We start from the raw sequence: 20504 nt of genomic DNA, 5'->3' as shown, positions 1-20504 counted from the left end.
AGTCGACGTCGTCGTGCTCGGCTTTGGCGCGATCGGCCGTGAGCTCGTCACACAGGTTGGTGCATGTGACAGCTGGGGCCCGTCGGGTGCACGCGTCCGCGCGTTGATCGATCGGAGCGGCTACATCGCCGACGATGATGGATTCACGACGGAACGCCTGGCTGAGCTGTGTGAGGCGAAGTCGAATGGGCAGCCGTTGCGCGAGGCGGAGGGCGGCCATGCTGTGTCTCCAGCGCGCGCCCTCGAGGCGATCGTGCGCGGCGGAGGTTTGTCGTCACGGCGCATTCTCGTCGATGCCACGCCGGCGGATACGACGGAGCTACTGACGGCCGCGTTGACGAATGGCTTCGATATTGTGCTGGCGAACAAGGTGCCGCTTGCGGGTGCGCAGGTGTCGGTCGACGCGTTGCAGGCTCTCGCACGTGAGCACGGTCGTCGAATACTCAACGAAGCGACGGTCGGTGCCGGTCTGCCGGTCATCGATACGTTGAACAAGCTTCTCGAAGCGGGCGACACCGTGCTGTCGATCGAAGGATGCCCGTCGGGCACGCTGGGTTTTCTGTTCGGCGCGCTCGGACGCGGTGAGCGTTTCTCGACGGCGTTGCGCGCGGCGATCGATGCGGGATACACGGAGCCGGATCCGCGCGTCGATCTGTCTGGCGTGGACGTGGCGCGGAAAGCGTTGATTCTCGCGCGCGCGATTGGATTTCGCGGCGAGCTCTCTGATGTGTCGGTGGAGTCGTTGCTGGCGCCGGAGTGGAACGCTATTCCGTTGGATGCGTTCGTGTCGCGGCTCGAGGATCTCGATGTTGCGTGGGACGTTCGTGTGGCGGCGGCGCGCAATGCGGGCAACGTGCTTCGGTATCGCGCGCGGGTAACGTCGCGGTCGATCAGTGTGGGAATTGTCGAGACGCCGGCGCACGGTCGGCTGGGCGCGTTGGAGGGAACGGACAATCAGTTCACCTTCACGACGGCGCGCTATCACACGCAGCCGCTGGTGATCACCGGGCCTGGCGCTGGGCCCGCAGTGACGGCGGCGGGCGTGAACAACGACATTCTGAGTCTTCTGGCCAGCGGTTCCGCGAAGTCAACGCGGGCGGCCAAGCTCCCGAGTCGATAATCAGAGATTCACCACGAAGATCACGAAGGCCACGAAGGACTGCCACGCATAGGCATCTTCGTGGCCTTCGTGTCCTTCGTGGTAACATGGCCCGTTGACGCTGCGGCACAAGTTTTCGCGCAACGGGGCGCGAGCAAATTCGCCCTTGACAGGTGATGTGTAGAAATCCTACCTATCAGATAGGTAGGATTTCTACCCATCACCGTACACCGAGGGCACGTCGTGGCCAAAGATCCAGAAGCGCAGAAGAGCGAGCTACTGAAAGGCACGCTCGACATGCTCGTGCTGCAAACGCTCACCGTGCGGCCGTCGCACGGCTACGCGATTGCGCAGCAGATCGAAGCGCTGTCGGACGACGTGCTGCGAATCGAGCAAGGCTCGCTCTATCCGGCGCTCGAACGTCTCCAGAAAAAAGGCTGGATCACTTCGAAGTGGGGTCAGTCACCCACGGGGCGCCGCGCGCGCTACTACACACTCACCGCCGCCGGGCGAAAGCAGCTCGGCAACGAAATCTCGAGCTTCGACGTCATGCTCGCGGCGATCAACCGCGTGCTTCGTCGCGTCTAGGAGGCGATCATGTCGCTCTTCGATTCGATTCGCTATCGCCTGCGCGTGCTGTCTCGGCCGCGCACGCACGAAACGGAGCTCGCCGAGGAAGTTGATTTCCACGTCGATCTCGAGACGATGCAGCGCGAGCATGCCGCGCACGGCGATCTGACGCACGACGCGGCGCGGTCCGCTGCGCGGCGTCGCTTTGGAAACAGCACCTACTATCAGGAAGAATCGCGACGCGTCTCCGGGCTCGCGTTCTTCGACGTGCTCGCACAGGATGTCCGCTTCGCGCTGCGAACGTTCCGCCGAACGCCGGCGTTCACCGCGATTGCCATCGGCACGCTCGCGATCGGCATTGGCGCGAACACGGCGATTTTCAGCGCGGTCGACGGCCTGCTCTTACGTCCGCTTCCGTTTCGCGCGCCCGAGCGACTCATGAGTCTCGCGCTGACCGTGCCGCCGACGACGGCCGGTCGCAGGACGGACAACATTCCCTGGTCGTACCCGAAGCTCGAAACGTTTCGTGGGGCGCAGGACGTCTTCACCGACCTGACGGCGTGGTTCGGCGTTCAGAGCACCATCCGCGTCGCCGACGACGCAATTCGGACGTCGGGCGAGTTCGTCGATTCGCACTATTTCACGACACTGGGCATCACGCCGGCGCTCGGTCGCGCGATGGTTCCGACCGAGAACCGCCCCGGCGGTGCGGCGGTGGTCGTGATCTCCGACGAGCTATGGCGCACGTCGTTCAACGCCGATCGATCGGTGATTGGTCAGCCGCTCACGATCGACGTTGCAACGTTCACGATCATCGGAGTGGCGCCCCCAAAGTTCGCCGGCGTGAGCGGGCAGGCGCAGTTCTGGATTCCGTTTCTGAGCAGTCCCGCGGCGTGGGACAAGCTCAATTTTCTCGATCCGTATCAGCACGCATTCTACGTGATCGGACGTCTCGCGCCCGGTGTAACGCCGGAGCGCGCGGCCGCGCTCTCTCGTGAGCTCGGCCCACGCATCGACCAACAGTTTCCCGACCACGGACCGCGTGTGCGACATTGGGGGGTCAGCGCGCGCACGCTCGACGAGACGCGAATCGATGAGTCGGACCGTCGCAATCTCTTCCTTCTGTTCGGTGCGGTCGCGATGGTGCTTCTCGTCGCGTGCGCCAACGTCGCGAATCTGTTTCTCGTGCGGGCAGCGAGCCGCCGCCGCGAGATTGCCGTTCGACTCGCGATCGGTGCGTCGCGCGTGCGCCTGGTGCGACAACTCCTCGTGGAAAGCCTGTTGCTTGCGCTCGCCGGCGGCGTCGCGAGCGTTGCCGTCGCGGCCGTCGGGGTACGGGTAATCTCGGCGGCGCGGCCGGCGTTATGGGGCGATCAAAGTGCCAGCGGTGTGGGCACAGTATTCGTAGAGCCGTTTCAGCTCAACATGTCAGCGTTCGCGTTCGCGGGCGCGATTGCGATTGCCACGGGGATTCTCTTTGGCCTCGCACCCGCGATTCAGGCGACACGTCCGGAGCTGACGGAATCTCTAAAGACCGAGTCGGGTACGGCGATGCGTTCGGTCGCGCGCCGGATCTCGCTCCGCGATGCGCTGACGACGTTCGAGATCGCACTCGCGGTCGTGCTGCTCGCCGGCTCGGGAGTTCTCGTTCGCAGCCTCGTGCACCTGGTCGCCGTGCCCCCGGGATTCGAGCCGAGTGGTGTGCTGACGATGCGCGTCAATCGCGCCGCGGCGTGGTCGCGCGATTCGATCACGCGGTTCTACGACGTGGCCATCGATCGCCTGCAGTCCGTTCCCGGCGTGACGAACGTCGCGATCGCCGATTGCGCGCCGCAGAGCGGGGGGTGCGCCGGCGGTGGCATGGTGGTTCTCGATGGAGTCGCCGGCCCACGAAACGCAGACGCGGGAACGCACTGGGTCACGCCGGATTGGACCTCGGTCTTGCGAGTTCCGCTGCTTCGCGGGCGGTCGATCGCGCCGAGCGACATCAGGGGCACGCCTCAGGTGGTCGTTGTGAGCCGGACGGCGGCGCGCGAGTTCTGGCCAAACGAGGATCCGATCGGCAAGCGCCTCGTGCTTCAGGCGCATGACACGGCTCGTGTCGTCGGTGTGGTGGGTGACGTTCGCTACTACGGGCTTCGCCAAGACCCCACGCCAGACGTCTACGTCTCGTACTACCAGTTTCCGATGAGTTTCCGCATGATGATCATGTTGCGCACGAGCGGTGATCCCGCGAGCGTGACGGAGGCGACACGCCGTGCGTTGCGCGTGGCGGCGCCGGGTTTTCCGACGTACAACGTCGCGACGCTGGAAGAACGGCTCGGCGGTGCGCTCGGCCAAACGCGATTCTTGGCGCAACTGCTTTCGCTCTTCGCGGTCCTCGCCCTCGTCTTGGCGATGATGGGCACGTATGGCGTGATCTCATATGGAGTCGCCCAGCGCACGCGCGAGATGGGCGTTCGACTCGCGCTCGGCGCGACCGGCGCGGACGTCATTCGTTTGGTGGTGCGACAGGGCATCGTCCTTGCCTTCGTCGGAGCTTTGATCGGTGTTCCGGTCGCCCTGGTCGCGTCGCGTTGGCTCCGATCGCTGCTGTACGGTGTCGAACCGGGTGATCCGGTGACACTCGCGGGAATCGCCGCGATTTTGTTCGTGGCGGTGGTTGTGGCGAGTTGGGTTCCCGCACGCCGGGCCGCATCGGTGCCGGCGGTGGAAGCGTTGCGTGGAGGTTGAGAATTTGAACATGCGTTCAGATATCGCGTTCGTTCCGATTCGAAAGCAGCGGCTGTCCGATGAGCTCGTGCTGCGGATCGAGGGTTCCATCGAGGCCGGACAGTTTTGCGCGGGCGATCGCTTTCCGACGATCGCGGAGATGGCGCGCCGGTTCGACGTCGGCGTGGCGACCGTGCGCGAAGCGCTCACGCGGCTCGAGGTGATGGGCGTCGTGGAAATTCGGCATGGCTCGGGCGTATACGTGAGTGGCGGGAAAACGAGTCGGCGCGCAGGCTGAGTGGCGATTTCCACGATTGCCGAAGCGGAGTAGCCGAGCCGCGGGGCGCGGCGCATGTTCATCGCATGCGCCCACTCACAATTGTCCTCGCCCTCGGCCTCGCGGTGCCTGCCGCGCTCGCGGCCCAAACGTCGTCGGAACTCACCGGAAAGATCGATCAGGTTTTTGCCAGGTACGCCGGCACTCCGGGGTGTGCGGTTGGCGTGGCCCGCAACGGCCAGCCGATGTACGTCCATGGCTATGGTCTGGCGAACCTCGAGTACAGAGTGCCGCTCACCGACACCACGGTCCTCGAGAGCGGCTCTGTCGCGAAACAGTTCACGGCGGCGGCCATTGTGCTGCTCCAGTTGGACGGCAAACTCTCACTCGACGACGACATCCGAAAATACCTGCCAGAGGTGCCGAGCTTCGGAGGGCAGAAAATCACCATTCGCAACCTGCTGACGCATACGAGCGGGCTGCGCGACCAATGGGGATTGCTCGGGATCGAGGGACGCGGCCCGGGCACGCAGGTCCATTCGCCGGCAACGACGCTGGATCTGATCGCCCATCAGAAAATGCTCAACTTCCCGGTTGGGTCGGAGTACCTCTACAGCAACTCGGGATACGCGCTCGCCGGGCTGATCGTCGAGCGAGTGAGCGGCAAGTCGCTCGACGCGTTCTCGCGAGAACGGCTTTTTCGTCCACTCGGGATGACGCACACGCAGTGGCGCGACGACTTCACCGAGGTCGTGCCCAATCGCGCGACAGCATATTCGGGCACGCCGGCCGACGGTTTCCACACCGACATGCCCTTCACCAACATGATTGGGAACGGCGGGCTTCTGAGCACGATGGGCGATCTGCTCAAGTGGAACGAGAACCTCGACAATCCAAAGGTGGGAGGACGCGCGTTCGTCGACGCCATGCAAACGACGATGCGTCTCACCACCGGTCGATCGATCACCTACGCGCTCGGCGTGATCGTGACGAACTATCGTGGCGTTCGTGAAGTGAACCACAACGGGTCGACTGCTGGATATCGAACGTATCTGGCGCGTTTTCCCGAGCAACACGTCTCGATCGCCGTCTGGTGCAACTACGCGCGTGCCAATCCCACGGCGCTCGGGCATCAGGTTGCGGATCTCGTGCTGACGTTCGCACCGACAACTGCCGCGCAGGCGAAGGCGGAGCACGTCGACATTCCCGCGTCTGAAGTTGCGCGTTGGCCGGGAACGTATCGTGACGCGTTCACCGATCAGACGATCTCGTTCGGGACCGCCAATGGCTCGCTGACCAGCGGGAGCGGCCAGAACGCGCAACAGTGGGCCGCACGGGGCGGCAGCACATTCGCGTCGTCGATCGGCCAGGCGACGTTCGGCGGCGAACGCGGGCGGCGGACAATGGCTCTGGTTCGACCGTCGGGCGACACGTCTCGCTTCGTCGAAGTGCGCACGGCTGCCGCGACGATTCCGGTGAACGACTACGTCGGCGAGTACACGAGCGATGAGCTCGACGTGCGTCTTCGCATCGTTGGTCGAGGCAGCAAGCTGTTTCTGCTTCGTCGTCCGGCCGATGAGTTCGAACTGACGCCGTCGTATGTCGACGATTTCGAGACGCCCGGCGGTGAGCTCGGAAGCATTCGCTTTTCACGCGACGCCGGCGGCAAGGTCACCGGCCTCGCGTTCTTCGCTGGCCGAGTGTTGGACGTTCGCTTCAAACGAGTTACGACGAAGTAGCAGCATCGGCCGAGTCCGCTGCCAATTCGTTAAACAACCGTCGCGGCATGGATTACGCACTCATGGGTGTCGGGCACGCCGCACACCCACGATGTCGAGAGAGCTGGATCCCATGGCCGAAAAGCAACCAGCGCCGGACGTCAAGGCGCTCGAAGATTCGTACAAGATCGTTGGAGAGCTGCGCGAGACCGAAGGCGTCCGCAAATACATGGCGACGCGTCGCGACGACGGGACCGAGGTCATCATTACGTTGTTCTCGGCGCCGCGCGGCGGGGCGAACAATGAACTGTCGCACTTCGCCGCGGATGTGCAGTTGCTGTCGAGTCTATCGCATCCGGGTATGGCTCGAGTGTATGAGTCGCGATGGCTCGGCACCGGCACGCTGGCGGTGGTCACGGCGCGCGTGCAGGGAACGACGCTCGCCGAAGCGCTGAAAGCTGGCGAGGCATTCAGCAATCCGCGCGCAGCGGTGGTGTTGCAGGAAATCTGGGGCGTGCTGGATTGGGCGCGAGCGAGCGGCGTCGTTCATCGCGGCGTCACCCCGGACAACGTGTATTTCGCGCCGCAGTCGCAGCACGTGAGCGTCGTCCTCGGCCCCATGCCGATTCCTGTCGAGGGCGTGAACGACGTGAACGGTGACGCGCGCACCATCGGGGCGCTCGCGTGGTCGATGCTCACTGGCAAGGCGTTCGTTGCCGAGGCTACTGGGCAGCCGCTCGAGGAGCTTGCACCGAATCTCGCGCTTCGCGTCGTCGATGCGACCGAAGCGATGGTGCACGGCGCTCGCGACGATCAGCAAGAACCCGATGTGCCGACGTTCGTCGGCATCGTCGCCGCGGGCGATGTGCTCAAGCAGGCCGAGGTCGAGCTAGCGGCAATGAAGGAGGAGTACGAAGAGCAGCATCGCGTCGCGATCGCGCAGTGCGAGAATCACCGTCTCGAAACCGAGCAGATGGCAACGGAGCAATCCGAGATGTTAGCCACCGAGCGCGCGGATTTCGAACAGACGATGAGCGACCACCAGAAAGAGCTCAGCGAGGTCCGTGACGAGTTGCAGCAGCAGATGGCGCTGCTCGACAGGCGGATCAACGAGTTCGAGTCGCGTCGCGGAGCCATTGCGCGCGTTCGCGAGGAGCACCAGGAAGAAATGGCGGCGGCGCGCCGTGCTCGCGAACAGGCGGCCGCGGACGCAGATGCGGGGATCGCACGCGATGCGCGCGAGGCGCTGCGAAAAGAGCAACCCGACATTCGTAGCATCGTCGGTGCACCGCGCAAAGTAGTGTTGCCCAAGCGAGCGGCGCCTCCAGGCGCGCGGCGACGCTGGGCCGTTCCCGTCGCGGCGGGCGTCGGTCTGTTCTTGCTGGCCGGCGCAGCGGTAGGCGGCGTGTTCTATGTGCGCGGCCACGGCATGCCCGGACATACGGTGGCGACAACGCCGGTGGGGCCTGTGTCGCGATCTGCAGCGGGAACGGTGGTGCCTGGTGCGTTCACTCCGGCGCCCGCACCACGACCAGATTCGGTGGCGAACCCCGCGGCCGTTCAGCCAATCGACACCGCATCATCGCAGCAGCGCGCAACGCCGCCGCGCGACAATACGCCGAGTCAGGATGCTCCGCCGAAACGTCGCGTGGTTCAGAAGCCGGCTGTGGACACGAACGACCAGGCGCCCGAGCGTGTCGTTGCGCCGAACCACGATTCTGCGCGGGCTGACTCTGTGTGGGCGAGGACGGATAGCGTGGCGCGCGCCGACAGCATGCGTCGTGAGTCTGCGCTGCGCGACACGGCTCGACCGGACACCGGCTACGTGCGCGATACGTCGCATCAACGCGACACGTCGAGACAGCACGTGGTTCGTGTCGACACCACGTGGCTGGATGGTGGGCGCCGCGACTCCATTCGCCGAGACAGCATCGCTAAGCAGAATGCGGTTCGCGACACGACGCGCCGTCCCGACTCGACCGGACGGATTCCGCCCGGCTAGAGTCGCGACGATGATACCCGGCGGGATCATTCCCGCCGGGTGTATGCTTTGTCATGAGCGTTCATACCGTCGACATTCAGGTGCGCTTCAGCGACACCGACATGCTTGGCCACGTCAACAACGCGAGCTTTGCCGCGTGGGCCGAGATTGCGCGTCTACAGTTCTTTGAAGAACTCGGCAAACCGGTACGGTCGCTGATTCTCGCGAGCCTGTACGTCGACTACAGGCGGCAGGTGGAGTACCGCGACCGCGTTCGGGTCGACACGTGGGTCGAGCGCCTCGGCACGACGAGTGTCACGCTCGGCCAGACGGTGTTCGCGAATGACCAACGCGCTGCCGACATCAGATCCGTGGTCGTGCATTTCGACTATGCTGCGTCGAAAGCGCAGCCGTTGACGCCAGAACTGCGCGCCGCGCTCGAGGTGTTCTTCGCTCCCAGCGCGCTATCGTAGGATTCGGACGAGCGGTGGGCCGAGGCCAACGATGTGCCAAGCCAGTTGCAGCCAGAACTGCCAGCTGCCGGGTGGCGTTTGCTTGGCTGCGCTCAGCGGCAGAACGACGAAGTCCATGCCGAGCCACATCGCGGCGCCAAAAATCAAACCCGTGATCAGGTTGCCGGCATTCGAGCTTGCGAATTGACGAATGCTCGAAACGCGGCGTGAGGCCACGTAGTAGATCGCCGTCCAGGTGAACGCGATGAGGATGTGGCAGATCACGCCGAGGGCGATCGTCGTGCTGCCGCCGTCGTACGATGCCTTGCCGAGCAGACCGGCGGCGATGGACTGAAAGATTCGGCCGGCGCTCGTGCGGTGCATGATCCAGACGTAGACCACGACCGCAAACATGCCATCGAGAAAGGCGACGGTGGCTCCAGCGAACACGAATTTCGACAGGGCGCTCGGTCGAGCGGTTTCCTGATGCCCGAAGGCCACGGACGATGTCGCCACGCGAGGGTCTCCTCGAAAGGGTGAGGGTTGAGTGGGTGGGGGTCGGCACCTAACAACCGTGTTTGCCCGTTTGACGTCAATTCGTGGGGGACGAACTGTGCGCAGTGTGGGGCGACGCGAAACCGGTGTAACTTTCTGCTGCCGTCCTGCGTATGGACAATCGTTGGAATCCGATGCTCGGATGTGCGAGCTCGGACTGCTGCCTGACCCGTGGGGACGCCGAGGCGTCCTTTTCTATGCCCACCAATCGCGAGAACTCGAAACGCCGCCGGTCTCTATCGGTGCCGCTCTCGCTCGTTCCCGCCCTGGCCGCGCTCGTGAGCGCGACCGCGTGCTCCCGCTCTCCTGCCTTCGATCCGTGCGAGCCTGAGTCGTACTCTCAGATTGCGTGCGACGCGGCGGTCACGAATCACGGCTACTGGTATTCGGGAACCTGGTATCCGCACGTCTATCCGTACGCCGGTTTGTGGTACATGAACCGGTACAGCGGCTACGTCGGTGGCGGCGGCCGTGTGCGCTCGATGTCGCCTACTGTCTATTCGCCGAGTTATTCCGCGCCCTCACGCCCAAGCGTGGTGCGTGGTGGCTTCGGCAGCATTGGCGCCGGTCACGGCGCGGCGGGGAGCTGACCATGGAGAGAGTTGCAAGCACACCGCGCCCCAATTGGCAGGAAGCCGTCGAGGCGCGCGGCCTCAAGTGGCACTCTGGCGCAACGCCGTATTGGAGCGAAGACGCCTACTATCGTTTCACGACCGACGAGATCGACTCCGTGGAGCGCGCCACCAACGAGCTTCACGCGCGCTGCCTCGAGGCCGTACAGGATGTGATCGACAATGGCCGGTATCCGGAACTCAAGATTCCGGAGCATGCCATTCCGCTCATCGAGCGGTCGTGGAAGGAGGAGCCGCCGTCGATTTACGGACGGTTCGATCTCGCCTACGACGGCAAGTCGCCGCCGGTCATGCTCGAGTACAACGCCGACACGCCAACGTCGCTACTCGAAGCGTCCGTGATTCAGTGGGATTGGCTCGAGGCGCTCCACAAGGGCGCCGACCAGTTCAACTCGATCCACGAACGGCTCGTCGGCCTGTGGCGAGAAATGATTCCGTATCTGCGCGGCGGTGGCGCACTCGGACCGCTGGTGCACTTCTCGTCGATGGACGACATCGAAGACGGCATGACGACCGCCTATCTCGCCGAGACGGCGGTGCAGGCGGGCGTGCGTGCCGAGCTGTTGGCCGTGTCGGACATTGGTTGGGACCCGGACGCCCGCGAGTTCGTGGATGCGTCGAACAAGCGTATCGCCACGCTGTTCAAGCTCTATCCGTGGGAATGGATCATTCACGAGCCGTTTGCCCAGTTTCTGCCCAAGGCGAAGACGCAGTTCATCGAGCCCGCATGGAAGATGGTTCTGTCGAACAAGGGCATTCTCGCCGTGCTGTGGGATCTGTTTCCCGGGCATCCGAATCTGCTGCCGGCGTATTTCGACGAGCCGAATGGAATGTTCGAATACGTGAAGAAGCCGTTGCTGTCGCGCGAGGGTGCGAACGTCACCGTGCATACGATGAAGGAGCATCTCGAGTCGACGGGCGAGTACGGAGCGGAGGGTTACGTCTTTCAGCAGCTCGCGCCAATTCCGAACTTCGATGGCAAGCGACCAGTGCTCGGCAGCTGGATGATTGGTCAGGAGGCGGGTGGTATGGGCGTGCGTGAAGCCGATGGTTGGGTGACGGGGAATACGTCGCGCTTCGTGCCGCACCTTTTTCGGTGACAACTGGCGTGAATTGATTAGATTGCCGCGCATCCGATAGCCATTCACTGAGCGATCCTCGGAGCGCACATGCGACTGCGTCGCAGTCTCGCATTCTCCCTGCTATTCATCGCCCATTCGACGCACCACGCGTCCGCACAAGCCACCCCCGCCAATCAACCCGCGTCGCCTGCGACGACGCACCGTCTGAACATCAACGGCGTCAGTCGATTCGAGCTCCAGCGAATGCTCGCGGAGCTCGATGAGCGTCGTCGACGGGTGCGATCGTCGCTCGACCCGGCAGACTCGGTGCTGCGCCTCTTCGCAGCCGACACGCTGCGGCTAGCTGCGGCAACGAGACCTGCCTCGGTCGAGGAGGATTCGGCGAACGTCCACCAGCTCTTCCTCCAACTTCGGCAGAATCCCGCCTCGAGAGAGCTGCGCAAGCAGCTCGTTGCTGCCACCGACGCCGCCGCGAACAACTTCACGTCCGTCGAGGCCGGGCTCACGACGCGCGTCGCCAAACCACAGGTTGCCCGGGATTTTCTGGAGCGCACGCCCTTTGCCGCCGTGGTACCCGTGGCGCAGGCGCGGCCGTTAGAGAACACTCGGCTCTACCAGGGGCTCCGAGACGACGGTGGCGGTCCCGCGGAGCGGCTTCCGCGGTCCGACCTGACGGCGTTCGAGGCAGCACTCTCCGACTCGGCGTTCCAGAGCTACAAGTCCGACTTGTTGACGGCGTTCAGCGCGCGAGCGAGCGACGTCCGAATTCTCAGCAAGGCCGACCGAGACGAGGCGACGCGTCTGTCAGAGGACGCGGCCGAAGTCAGCCGAGCCATTGGACAGCGAGAAGATGATCAGGCCAAGCTCGATTCGCGGATCATCACGATCGGAATTCCCGCGGTCGCTCTCGCACTCATCGCGCTTTTCCTGGCGCCGCTGTTCTACAAGAGCGACGACCTGCGCCGGTCGATCATCACGTCGGGGCTGCTCGTCGAGCTGATGACCGTGTTCCTCCTCACGTCGGCCGTGATCATTCTTGGCATCGACGGCCGGATTCAAGCCGAGGTGATCGGAACGCTGCTCGGTGGCGTGTCTGGGTACGTGCTGGGCCGGGCGATCAATCCTCCGGCGCGCGTTTAGCATCGGTGCCGACGCACATTGTCTCCGCACTGAACCATGAAGCCAGGCGATTTCACGATTCGTGATGCGACCCAGGCAGACCTGCCAGCGTTGGCCGAGCTGACACGTCGTGCCTATGCCGAGTTCGCGTTCGTGATGTCGCCAAGTTCGTGGGAGGGCCTGAGCGGTGCCATCGATTCTGCGCTCGCGTCGAGCGGTCCCGTCGATCGCATCGTGGCCGACTCCGGCGGCAAGATCGTGGGCAGCGTGCTGCTCTTTCCGCCGTCAGCGCGGGCATACGGCGAGCTCACAGAGGCGTCGCCCGGGCCGGAATTGCGCCTGCTTGCCGTGTCGTCAGAGGCGCGCGGCATGGGCGTGGGGAGCGCGCTCGTGAAAGAGTGCGTTCGACGCGCACGCCTCACGGGTGCGACCGAACTCGGTCTGCACACGTCGAAGAGCATGCGCGCTGCCATGCGTCTGTACCTGAGCATGGGCTTCGAGCGCGCGCCCGACCGTGACTTCGAGCCAGCTGGCGGCGAAGTGGTCGAAGGCTATCGCATGGTGCTGAGCTAGCGACGCGTCGCTCGCCCGCTTTCGCCGATCAAACCAGTCGAACGATCGCGCGCCGGTTGAGCGGAAGTTGAAGGACGCGCGTTTCGCGCTTCACACGTGACGGCGTTTCGCGCGGCCGCATGGCGATCGCGTGACGTTGCCGTGTGTCCTCCATGATCCACCGCGCGAGCTCGTCGGCCATGGCGCCGCCGTCGTCGTACAGCACGCCTGAAGCGCGGAGCGCGTCGAGCATGCCGCGGACGTGATCGATGATTCGCCGCAACGGCGCGCCGGTGCCTTCCAGATAGCTGACGAAGTGTGCGACTTCGTCGTGAAAGGCATCGCGTGCAATGCGTGAGTCATGAATCAGAATCAGTGCGGCCGCACCGCGTCGCGAACTTGCGCCGCGCTCGCCGCTGATTGCGCTCGATACGCGCTGCCGACGCAATGCGTCGAGCTGCAGCCGGTACTGTTGATGTGTCGCTGCCGTACGCGCCAATGCGTCCGGCACCAAGAGTCGATGTGATCTCATCGTCGCGCTGTCGTCTCGCCCCGCCATCGCCACCCCCCGCATCTACCCGACCTCCTAAGAGGCAACGTCGATGCCCGGGAACCAGAGCGGTCCGCACAAACGGAACAATCGCCGTAAATCGCTACGACAGCAGCGCGCGGAGCAGTACGAGCACGATCACAACGGCGGCGATGGCCAGCTCACCCTCGAGAATCGATCGCTCGGCGGCGGCGTCGTCAGCGACATCGGCATTGAAGCGCTCGTTCCAGATGGGTTCGAGCGGATCAGTTTCGGTGCTCACGGTCGAGCTGCTCCAAGCGACACGCGGCCGACCTTTTCAGTCTTGTCCCAGGCCGCGCTCACGTTGCGCATCTCTTTGACGTACGCGCCGAAGGTGACTGCGCAGAGGAACGGACCGTAGCCGACCAGGTAGATCGTGAAGGGTGCGAGCCATCGCAACCTCGGATACTGCGACCACGCTTTGCCGAGATACGCGAATGGAACGCAGAGGAAAATCCACGCGTACATCAGAACGGCCAGCCAATCACGTGCGCTGCTCGAGAGGACAATCCCAATGTCTGCGAGCCCTCGTGCGGCATACACGTTCAGCACGGGTGGGTAGACACTGTACGCCATAGCGACGAGCGCGATCACGCCGGGAAAGAGAATCGCTTCTTTCCACGCTCGCTTCGCGGTGTCGCGGTCGATCGTGAGGGCCATGGCCGTACCGAACACGTAGGCGATTGCGTGCCAGATCCAGAGGACGCGAAAGACCTTCCATGCCGCCGGCGCGCCAATCGCGTGCAGCGTGAGCAGCCCAGTCGCCGCACCGAGCATGAGCAGCGGCATGAGCAGGACCGTGAACCAGATGAAGAAGAAGGGAAGTCCGCCGAGCCGATGAAATGCGGCGCGATTCCGTCCCCACATCGACAGATATTGCAGCGAGATCTGCACATTGCCCCGGCCCCAGCGAATTCGCTGCTTCCACAATCCAGTTAGCGTCGACGGCTCTTCGGCCCACACGACAGCATTGCCCTCGAACTCCACTCGCCGGTGATGCAGCTGGGTCTGAAAGGTCGTGACGGTGTCCTCGGCGAGGCTCGACGTATCGATTCGTCCGCCCATCGCCTCTAGGTTTTCGCGCGAGTGCAACTGCGCGCCGCCAGCTAAGCAGGCGACCACGCCAAGAACGTTCTGCGCTCGCCGTGCTGCTGCTTGAGCCGTGACGTACTCATAGGCGATGAAGCGGGTGAGGTAGTTGCCGCCCTGCGTTCCCTGTTTGATGTACGCCGTGACCGCGCCCACGCTCGGATCGGACAGGTGTCGCGTCATCCGTCGCAGCGCACTCGGTTCGAAGAGCACGTCGGCGTCGATGATCAACACCGCTTGCGCCCACGGATCGGCAAGCACGTCGGCGATGCCAGCATTGAGCGTGTGCGCCTTGCCTTGGCCACCATACGCGCGACGCACGTGCATGACGCGGCCCGGATATTCGGCGGCCTTTGCTCGGACGACGTCCGGCGTACCGTCGGTCGACGCGTCGTCGACCACGACGACTCGCAGCCGGTCCGCTGGGTATTCCATCCCCAGCAAGTGATCGATCGTCGTGCCGATCACCAAACTCTCATTCCATGCCGGGACAACGACCGCCGTTCGCGGATAGTACGGCAGAAGACGGTCGTATCTGGTTCGTACGTAGTTGAACCCAAGCAAGAGCGACTGAAAGAGTGACGCGGCGACAGGTGTGGCGCCGAGCAACACGAGCGCCACGCACACGAGTTGGATGACGAACAGCCGAGCGTCGTCTGGCAGGAAAGCCAGAAGGATCAGCAGGCCGATTGCGACGTCGGCGAAGCCGTAGAGCAGCTGGCGAACACGGCGCCGCACCAATCGCGTCGCCGTCGGTTCGCGGAGCGCCGTCGGCGGTCGTTGCCGAGTGGCGTCGCGAAGATCATGCGGCCGAGCGACGGGCTCCACTGAGATTCGCCGCGACGTTCGCGACATAACTGTACTGCCCGACGTCGGACGCGCGATGGCTATCCGTACTCGCCACCAATCGAACGTGGCGCGCGGCAGCCATCTGGACGACGCGCTCGCTTGGACACCGCCAACGCTCGCTGACCTCGATCGCCGCCTCCGTGAGGTGCGCGGCGGAGAGCAGCCGGCTGATCGCTTCGTCCGTCACGGTCGATTCGTCGAGGCCGAGTTTCGGAACGATGCTGAATAGGTGCGCAAGCACGATTCGGTATTCCGGCGCATACCGGATCATCGACGCGATTGTTGCATTCACGAGTTCTTCGACGACCTCCACCGAGGTCAGCTCATTCGTGGCGATCGCATCGCGAATGGTTCGCGGCGATACGGGCCCTTCCTCGTCGGGGAATTGATGATCGGCGATAAAGACGAAGTCGACGCCCGTCAGTCCGGGCGGAAGGTCCAACGTACCGGACGCATCGAGGATCTTTGCCTCGACGCCGATCACCGTTTCGATGGGCGTGGACTCGCGGAGCGCGCTGACGGCGTCCACGAATCGGGCGACGTACGACGTATCGCGCCGCACGTGGTCCACGCACCCAAGGCGCACGAGTCCTCGGCTTGCCGCCGCAGCAATATTCGCCTCGACGGAGTCAGCCCCGTCGGAGAATGTGGAATGGACGTGAAAATCTTCGTCCAGTCGGAGTGGATGCATTGACGCTCACATGTGTTCGGGGAGTGCCGTACATCGAGGCAAAACTTGTACGACTGATGGTTATCGTCGCCGGCCTGGGCGCGCTGCTCGTCACATCGTCGGTCGCCGTGGCGCAGAGCGATTCCACGAACGCGCCTTCGTCGCCCGAGCGAAGTCATCCCGAGGCAATGGACACGACGTGGCGCGCACGCGTGCAGGCCGCTTGGAAACTGAGCTTCGCACAACGATGGAAAGACGCCGAAGCTCGCTTCGACTCACTACATCGCGAGCAACCGCTCGCCCTCGATCCCGTGATCGGACTGGGCTTCGTCGCGCGCGGCGAAGGTCGATACAGCGTGGCTCGCCACCGCTTTCGCGAAGCGTTGGCGCTTGATTCCACGTCACAGAACGCGCGAGATCTGCTGCACGAAACCGAATGGGATCGCCCGCTCACGTTGCAACTCGATGCCGGTTCGTCCGGCGCGCATGGCGATGTGACGAGCACGTGGGGCGCGACAGCCGAGGTTCCTGTGAATCCCTCGTTGTCGTTCACCGGCCGCCTCGCGGTCATCGGTGGTGGCGACGCATTTCAGGGAATCTTTCTCAATCAGGATTCGGCGAACGGTATTCGACAGTACGTCGCGTCGCTTGGGGTCATTGGGCGACCGAGTCAGTCCGTAACGCTCACGGCGCGTGGCGAACGGTGGACGTCGTCGAGCGACACGTCGCAATCGTTCCTGTGGCTCGACGGCGCGTTCAAGCTGACCGATCGGATCGTCGTGCATGCCACCACGCGACCGATCGCAGGCGGCAACGGCGAGCCTCAATTCGGCGCAGGGATCGAGTATACGCTGCGCCGCGCTCAGGTGCTCACGTTCGATTTCTCTCAAGGCATTCGTCAGGCTGAGTTCGATGCTCGCACGGTGGCGCGGGCGTCGTTTCTCGTTGACCCGAGCCGGAGCATCAGCTACAGCGTTGGCGTCGTGCAGGACATCGATCCGAGGTTCAGCGCAACGACAGGCTTCGGCGAAATTACCTGGTACGCGCGGCCAACCTTCGGCATTCGGACGGAGCTATCCGATCGCGAAGGCCATTTTGCGCAACGTTCAGCGACCGCCGGCCTCGTGCTCCGGTGGTAGTTCGCTCGGCGCCGCGAGCGCCGCGCGGCGAGGCAATTCCGGAAACTCTCCACGGGTGAGAGCCAAGGCGACTTCGAATGGCACCGGTTCAATCGCGTGTGCGGTCGACGACCGTCCGGTCGGTTGAATCGCGGCGAGGAGCGAGAGCTCGCTCTTGGCGACTGGATCGATGAACGAGTCGACGCCAAGCGCGCGACCGCTCGAGACGTGAAGTCCAACTCCGAGTGCGCGGAGCCGAACGATGGCGCTCCTCGGTTCGGCGCTCATGTTGGCCAGCGCGGACACCGGAATTTCAATGCGCAGGAGCTGTGCAACCTCGATGCGAGCGGCGAAGGCATTCTCGACGGCCAACGGAATGTCGCCGCGCATCAATTCCGTCTCGGTTACTCGAACCATCATCATGGGCGGATTTGCGGAGGCGTCGGCGAGCCGCCGTAGCGCGTCGCACGCTTCGGTTACAACCCAGGCACCAATACGCAGGGTTTCCGCAGATCCGGCAATAACCGGCAGGAACTCGTCGGCGGTGAGCAGACCGCGTTCTGGGTGATCCCACTGTGGTTCGGCCGAGAAGCCCGCCAACTGGCCAGTGTCGTCGCGGATGATTGGCGCAAACGACAACTGCAACGCGTCGGAGTCGAGCGCGTTCGAGAGCTGCTGCTCGAGCGCGAGATCGCTCAACGACTTCGCGTCGAGCGCCTGGTCGAATACGACGTAGGGACGCCCCACCTCGATTGCACGTGCACGTGCCGATTCTGCTTCCTGCAGCAAGAGTCGGGGATCGGCGCGTACGCCTGGCGTCGTCAGCGTCACGCCGACATTCACGCGCACTGAAACCGGCTGCGCGGCGAGCGTGACGGCTTCGGTCATCGAGTCCTGCACGCGTAGTGCGACACGCGTCGCATCGGTGATCTGTCGAACGTCGTCGAGAATGAGCGCAAAGTTGTCGCCGTCGAAACGCGTGATCAGATCGCTCGGCCGAATGCACAGCCGCATACGTTCGGCGAAATCACCGAGGATCTCCTCGGCGGCAAAACGTCCGAGATCTCGTCGCAACTGCGCAAAACCGCGGATGTCGAGCAGGAGAACGGCGAACCCATACCGCGGGTGCCGGGTAGAGCGCGCTGCGCACTGGCGCAAATAGCGCTCGAAGAAGTCGCGGCTCGGTAGGCCGGTGATGGTGTCTTCCATCGCGTCCCCACGCCGCCGATAGAGGCGCAGTGTTACATACGCGAGGACCAGCGTCGACACGACGAACGCCGAAGTGATCACGCGAGAGTGTCTCCGATGGAATGGTCGCGCGCCGCGCGCACGCGCCGCAGTGTGTCGATCTCATCCACGTCGACAAAGTGCTCGCGCCAGACGCGAACCATTCCGACATCTCGAAAGTGTGCGACGCCATCGGGTAGCGGATAGCCGAGCAGCAAGTCGAGCGCGAGGTTCGGCATGTTTACACCGGCGGCGACCGTCAGCGGCATTGTACCAGGAAAGCGGGCGTTGACCTCGAGCAATCGTGGAACGCCGTCGCCATCTTCGCGAAACTGAATGTTGGCGACGAACGTGACGCCGATGGTCTTCGCGACGCAGCGCGCGAACGCCTCGAGGCGCGGTTCGTGAAGCGTCACACCAGTGACCGCGATGCCAGAGTCGATCTTGAGTCGCGCTCGAGGAACCGCAGCGATCACCTTGCGGTCGGGGCCCGAGAGCACGTCGACGGAGTACTCTGTGCCCCCGAGGTACTCTTGCACGATGTGCGATCCATCGCGGACAATGCGATCGAGCGCCGAGAGATCATCGACGCGCTTTGCGCCGCGCCCACCGGAGCCAAGCCGCGGCTTCACGAAGAGCGGAAGGGGCCAACCGGTGAGATCGAGATCGTCGTCGAAGATCCCTGTGCGCGGTATCGAGCACGCACCTTCGCAGCGCTTCATGAGCGCCGCCTTGTCGAGACACGTCTCGAGCGTGTCGAGGTCGGCGAGAAGCATGCGAATGCCATGGCGCTCGAACTCGTCGCGTCGTCGTGCGAGCGGCAGCAGTTCGTGATCCACCGTGGGAACGAGCACGGAAATGCGCGCAGCAATGCAGCGCGTGAGGAGATCGTCGACGAAGTGCGGATCGGCGCCAGGGTAGAGAATCCAGCGGTGATCCGGGTGTACGAGATACAGTCCGGGCGCGTACGGATCGACGTCGCCGGCAAACAGATCGATGCGTGGCGCCGAGACGGCTTGGAGGAACGACACGGCAGACGGCCCACCGGCACCAGTGACGGCAACTTTGATCGTCATGCCGTGAGCTGCCACATCACTTCGAGCGGCTCGACGAGGCGATGCGCGGCATGGCGTCCCCAGTAGCGGGCCGTCGCGCGAATCATGTCTTCGGCGAGATAGAGTCGCGTGGCCGTCTGCGAACGATAGATGTTGATCGCGGCGATCTTGGCGTCGAGATATTCGCCGATGTCGATGAACCGATTCGGGCGAAAGTCTGCAGTGGAACTCGGGCTCTGATAGGCGCAGAGCGTAGGCACGCCGCGCGACGCACTCGCTGTGGCGTGATAGGATGCGCGATGATCCTGGTGTCCGTCGCGCGGCGAATGCACGTACACGACCGACGGCGAGAACTCGCCGACGATACGTTCGACGATCTTGACCGTTTCGCGCGCGTCGGAGACAAATGCGTCGGGCAGATGACCGCGCACGAGCGTCATGCCGATCGTCGCGGCGGCGAGTTCCGCTTCTTCAACGCGTACGTTCTGATGTCCGCCCGCTTCGCCGTCGGTCATCATCAAGTGAATGACGCGGTCGCCAGCGGCAACATGACGGAGTAGTGTGCCTGCGACGCCGATCTCGACGTCGTCTGGGTGCGCACCGACCGCCAGGACCGTGCGCGCACCAACGGCTTTGGCCGCGCGTCCCTTCACGATGAGCGCGTTCGTATGCGCTCTCAGCGCATCGGCCGCAACCGGCGCGATCAGGAGATCGTCAGCGCCTTCGCGAATCGCGAGGCTTGGATGCGATGGATCGGAGAGGCCGGTGACGAGCAGCACCGGCGTGAGCGGTCGAAGAATTCGCGTCGCACGAAGCACGTCGAATCCGTTCATGTCCGGAAGATCGATGGCGGAGATGACGCAGTCGATGCCGCCGTTCCGGTTGAGCTGTTCGACCGCGTCCTCGCCGGAGCGAACGTGGATGACGTCGACGGCACCGCCGGCGGAGATCGCGTTGCGACATGCTTCCGCGCTCAGCGGATCGTCGTCGACGAGGAGGACGATCGGTCGCGGGTCGACTGAATCGCCCGCGTGCGGCATCTCGAGCGGCGGTGGAAGTGGCATCTGCGACCCATCGTTGGGTTCGCAGCAATTGGGCCGCGTCGGGTCGAGTGAAGTCGCACGCCGCGTGGACGAAAGGCGTACGCGCCCCGCATCAAGACTTTACTGATGACCG

Annotated in this window: 20 protein-coding genes; 12 read left to right on the top strand and 8 right to left on the bottom strand. The window is 64.0% G+C overall.

All coding sequences use genetic code 11. The annotated features are described in order from the left end of the window. Positions 1-13 precede the first annotated feature (13 nt). The 7 genes from AC6H4Z_RS17800 to AC6H4Z_RS17770 all read left to right on the top strand — a co-directional run bounded on the left by AC6H4Z_RS17800 (position 14) and on the right by AC6H4Z_RS17770 (position 8830). Positions 14-1120 carry a homoserine dehydrogenase family protein gene (locus AC6H4Z_RS17800; RefSeq protein WP_497547061.1) on the top strand — a complete coding sequence of 369 codons (1107 nt, stop codon included), beginning with the start codon at positions 14-16 and terminating at the stop codon, positions 1118-1120. Between the two features lie 222 nt (positions 1121-1342). Continuing rightward, positions 1343-1687: a PadR family transcriptional regulator gene (locus AC6H4Z_RS17795; RefSeq protein WP_497543308.1), complete on the top strand. Its 345-nt coding sequence runs from the start codon at positions 1343-1345 to the stop codon at positions 1685-1687. 9 nt (positions 1688-1696) lie between these two features. Further along, the gene (locus tag AC6H4Z_RS17790; RefSeq protein WP_497543307.1) at positions 1697-4402 is read left to right on the top strand and encodes an ABC transporter permease; all 2706 of its coding nucleotides are present in this window, start codon (positions 1697-1699) and stop codon (positions 4400-4402) included. Between the two features lie 10 nt (positions 4403-4412). Continuing rightward, positions 4413-4679, top strand: coding sequence for a FadR/GntR family transcriptional regulator (locus AC6H4Z_RS17785; protein WP_497543306.1), 267 nt, complete (start codon positions 4413-4415; stop codon positions 4677-4679). Positions 4680-4744: 65 nt separating this feature from the next. After that, on the top strand, positions 4745-6397 hold the full coding sequence (locus AC6H4Z_RS17780; RefSeq protein WP_497543305.1) for a serine hydrolase domain-containing protein: 1653 nt from the start codon (positions 4745-4747) through the stop codon (positions 6395-6397). 112 nt (positions 6398-6509) lie between these two features. Continuing rightward, entirely contained in the window at positions 6510-8378 is a 1869-nt protein-coding gene (locus AC6H4Z_RS17775) for a hypothetical protein (protein ID WP_497543304.1), read from the top strand. A gap of 53 nt (positions 8379-8431) precedes the next feature. Beyond that, a complete protein-coding gene (locus AC6H4Z_RS17770; protein ID WP_497543303.1) occupies positions 8432-8830 on the top strand; it encodes an acyl-CoA thioesterase in 399 nt (132 codons plus the stop codon). Here the strand turns inward: AC6H4Z_RS17770 and AC6H4Z_RS17765 are convergent. Then, positions 8822-9325 (bottom strand): hypothetical protein, encoded by a 504-nt coding sequence (locus AC6H4Z_RS17765; protein ID WP_497543302.1) that lies wholly within the window; start codon positions 9323-9325, stop codon positions 8822-8824. The genes AC6H4Z_RS17770 and AC6H4Z_RS17765 overlap by 9 nt on opposite strands. A 236-nt stretch (positions 9326-9561) precedes the next feature. Here AC6H4Z_RS17765 and AC6H4Z_RS17760 point away from each other — a divergent pair, with 236 nt between their 5' ends. The 4 genes from AC6H4Z_RS17760 to AC6H4Z_RS17745 all read left to right on the top strand — a co-directional run bounded on the left by AC6H4Z_RS17760 (position 9562) and on the right by AC6H4Z_RS17745 (position 12770). Then, the gene (locus tag AC6H4Z_RS17760) at positions 9562-9954 is read left to right on the top strand and encodes a hypothetical protein (protein ID WP_497543301.1); all 393 of its coding nucleotides are present in this window, start codon (positions 9562-9564) and stop codon (positions 9952-9954) included. A gap of 2 nt (positions 9955-9956) precedes the next feature. Beyond that, entirely contained in the window at positions 9957-11096 is a 1140-nt protein-coding gene (locus tag AC6H4Z_RS17755; RefSeq protein WP_497543300.1) for a glutathionylspermidine synthase family protein, read from the top strand. 69 nt (positions 11097-11165) lie between these two features. After that, the gene (locus AC6H4Z_RS17750; protein WP_497543299.1) at positions 11166-12218 is read left to right on the top strand and encodes a hypothetical protein; all 1053 of its coding nucleotides are present in this window, start codon (positions 11166-11168) and stop codon (positions 12216-12218) included. Between the two features lie 36 nt (positions 12219-12254). Next, complete coding sequence (locus AC6H4Z_RS17745; protein WP_497543298.1) at positions 12255-12770, top strand: GNAT family N-acetyltransferase; 516 nt, start codon at positions 12255-12257, stop codon at positions 12768-12770. A gap of 28 nt (positions 12771-12798) precedes the next feature. On the opposite strand, the gene AC6H4Z_RS17740 is transcribed toward AC6H4Z_RS17745, so the two are convergent. The 4 genes from AC6H4Z_RS17740 to AC6H4Z_RS17725 form a co-directional block, all read right to left on the bottom strand. Next, entirely contained in the window at positions 12799-13281 is a 483-nt protein-coding gene (locus tag AC6H4Z_RS17740; RefSeq protein WP_497543297.1) for a hypothetical protein, read from the bottom strand. A 121-nt stretch (positions 13282-13402) separates the two neighbouring features. After that, positions 13403-13561 carry a hypothetical protein gene (locus AC6H4Z_RS17735; protein ID WP_497543296.1) on the bottom strand — a complete coding sequence of 53 codons (159 nt, stop codon included), beginning with the start codon at positions 13559-13561 and terminating at the stop codon, positions 13403-13405. After that, positions 13558-15237, bottom strand: coding sequence for a glycosyltransferase family 2 protein (locus AC6H4Z_RS17730; protein ID WP_497543295.1), 1680 nt, complete (start codon positions 15235-15237; stop codon positions 13558-13560). The genes AC6H4Z_RS17735 and AC6H4Z_RS17730 overlap by 4 nt, the downstream gene beginning before the upstream one ends. After that, positions 15212-15949 carry a PHP domain-containing protein gene (locus AC6H4Z_RS17725; RefSeq protein WP_497543294.1) on the bottom strand — a complete coding sequence of 246 codons (738 nt, stop codon included), beginning with the start codon at positions 15947-15949 and terminating at the stop codon, positions 15212-15214. Before AC6H4Z_RS17725 ends, AC6H4Z_RS17730 begins: the two co-directional genes overlap by 26 nt. Between AC6H4Z_RS17725 and AC6H4Z_RS17720 the strand changes: the two genes are divergently transcribed. Continuing rightward, positions 15949-17067: a tetratricopeptide repeat protein gene (locus tag AC6H4Z_RS17720; RefSeq protein ID WP_497543293.1), complete on the top strand. Its 1119-nt coding sequence runs from the start codon at positions 15949-15951 to the stop codon at positions 17065-17067. The genes AC6H4Z_RS17725 and AC6H4Z_RS17720 overlap by 1 nt on opposite strands. On the opposite strand, the gene AC6H4Z_RS17715 is transcribed toward AC6H4Z_RS17720, so the two are convergent. Genes AC6H4Z_RS17715 through AC6H4Z_RS17705 form a run of 3 tightly spaced genes read right to left on the bottom strand, consistent with a single transcriptional unit; the run spans position 17035 to position 20392 of the window. Then, a complete protein-coding gene (locus AC6H4Z_RS17715) occupies positions 17035-18336 on the bottom strand; it encodes a diguanylate cyclase domain-containing protein (RefSeq protein WP_497543292.1) in 1302 nt (433 codons plus the stop codon). The two genes, AC6H4Z_RS17720 and AC6H4Z_RS17715, sit on opposite strands and share 33 nt — an antisense overlap. Continuing rightward, complete coding sequence (locus AC6H4Z_RS17710; protein ID WP_497543291.1) at positions 18333-19349, bottom strand: ATP-grasp domain-containing protein; 1017 nt, start codon at positions 19347-19349, stop codon at positions 18333-18335. The genes AC6H4Z_RS17715 and AC6H4Z_RS17710 overlap by 4 nt, the downstream gene beginning before the upstream one ends. Continuing rightward, entirely contained in the window at positions 19346-20392 is a 1047-nt protein-coding gene (locus tag AC6H4Z_RS17705) for a PIG-L family deacetylase (RefSeq protein WP_497543290.1), read from the bottom strand. Before AC6H4Z_RS17705 ends, AC6H4Z_RS17710 begins: the two co-directional genes overlap by 4 nt. Positions 20393-20504 lie beyond the last annotated feature (112 nt).

The sequence above is a fragment of the Leucogemmata humicola genome (genome assembly GCF_055379415.1).
This window is presented reverse-complemented; position numbering and strand designations above follow the sequence as displayed.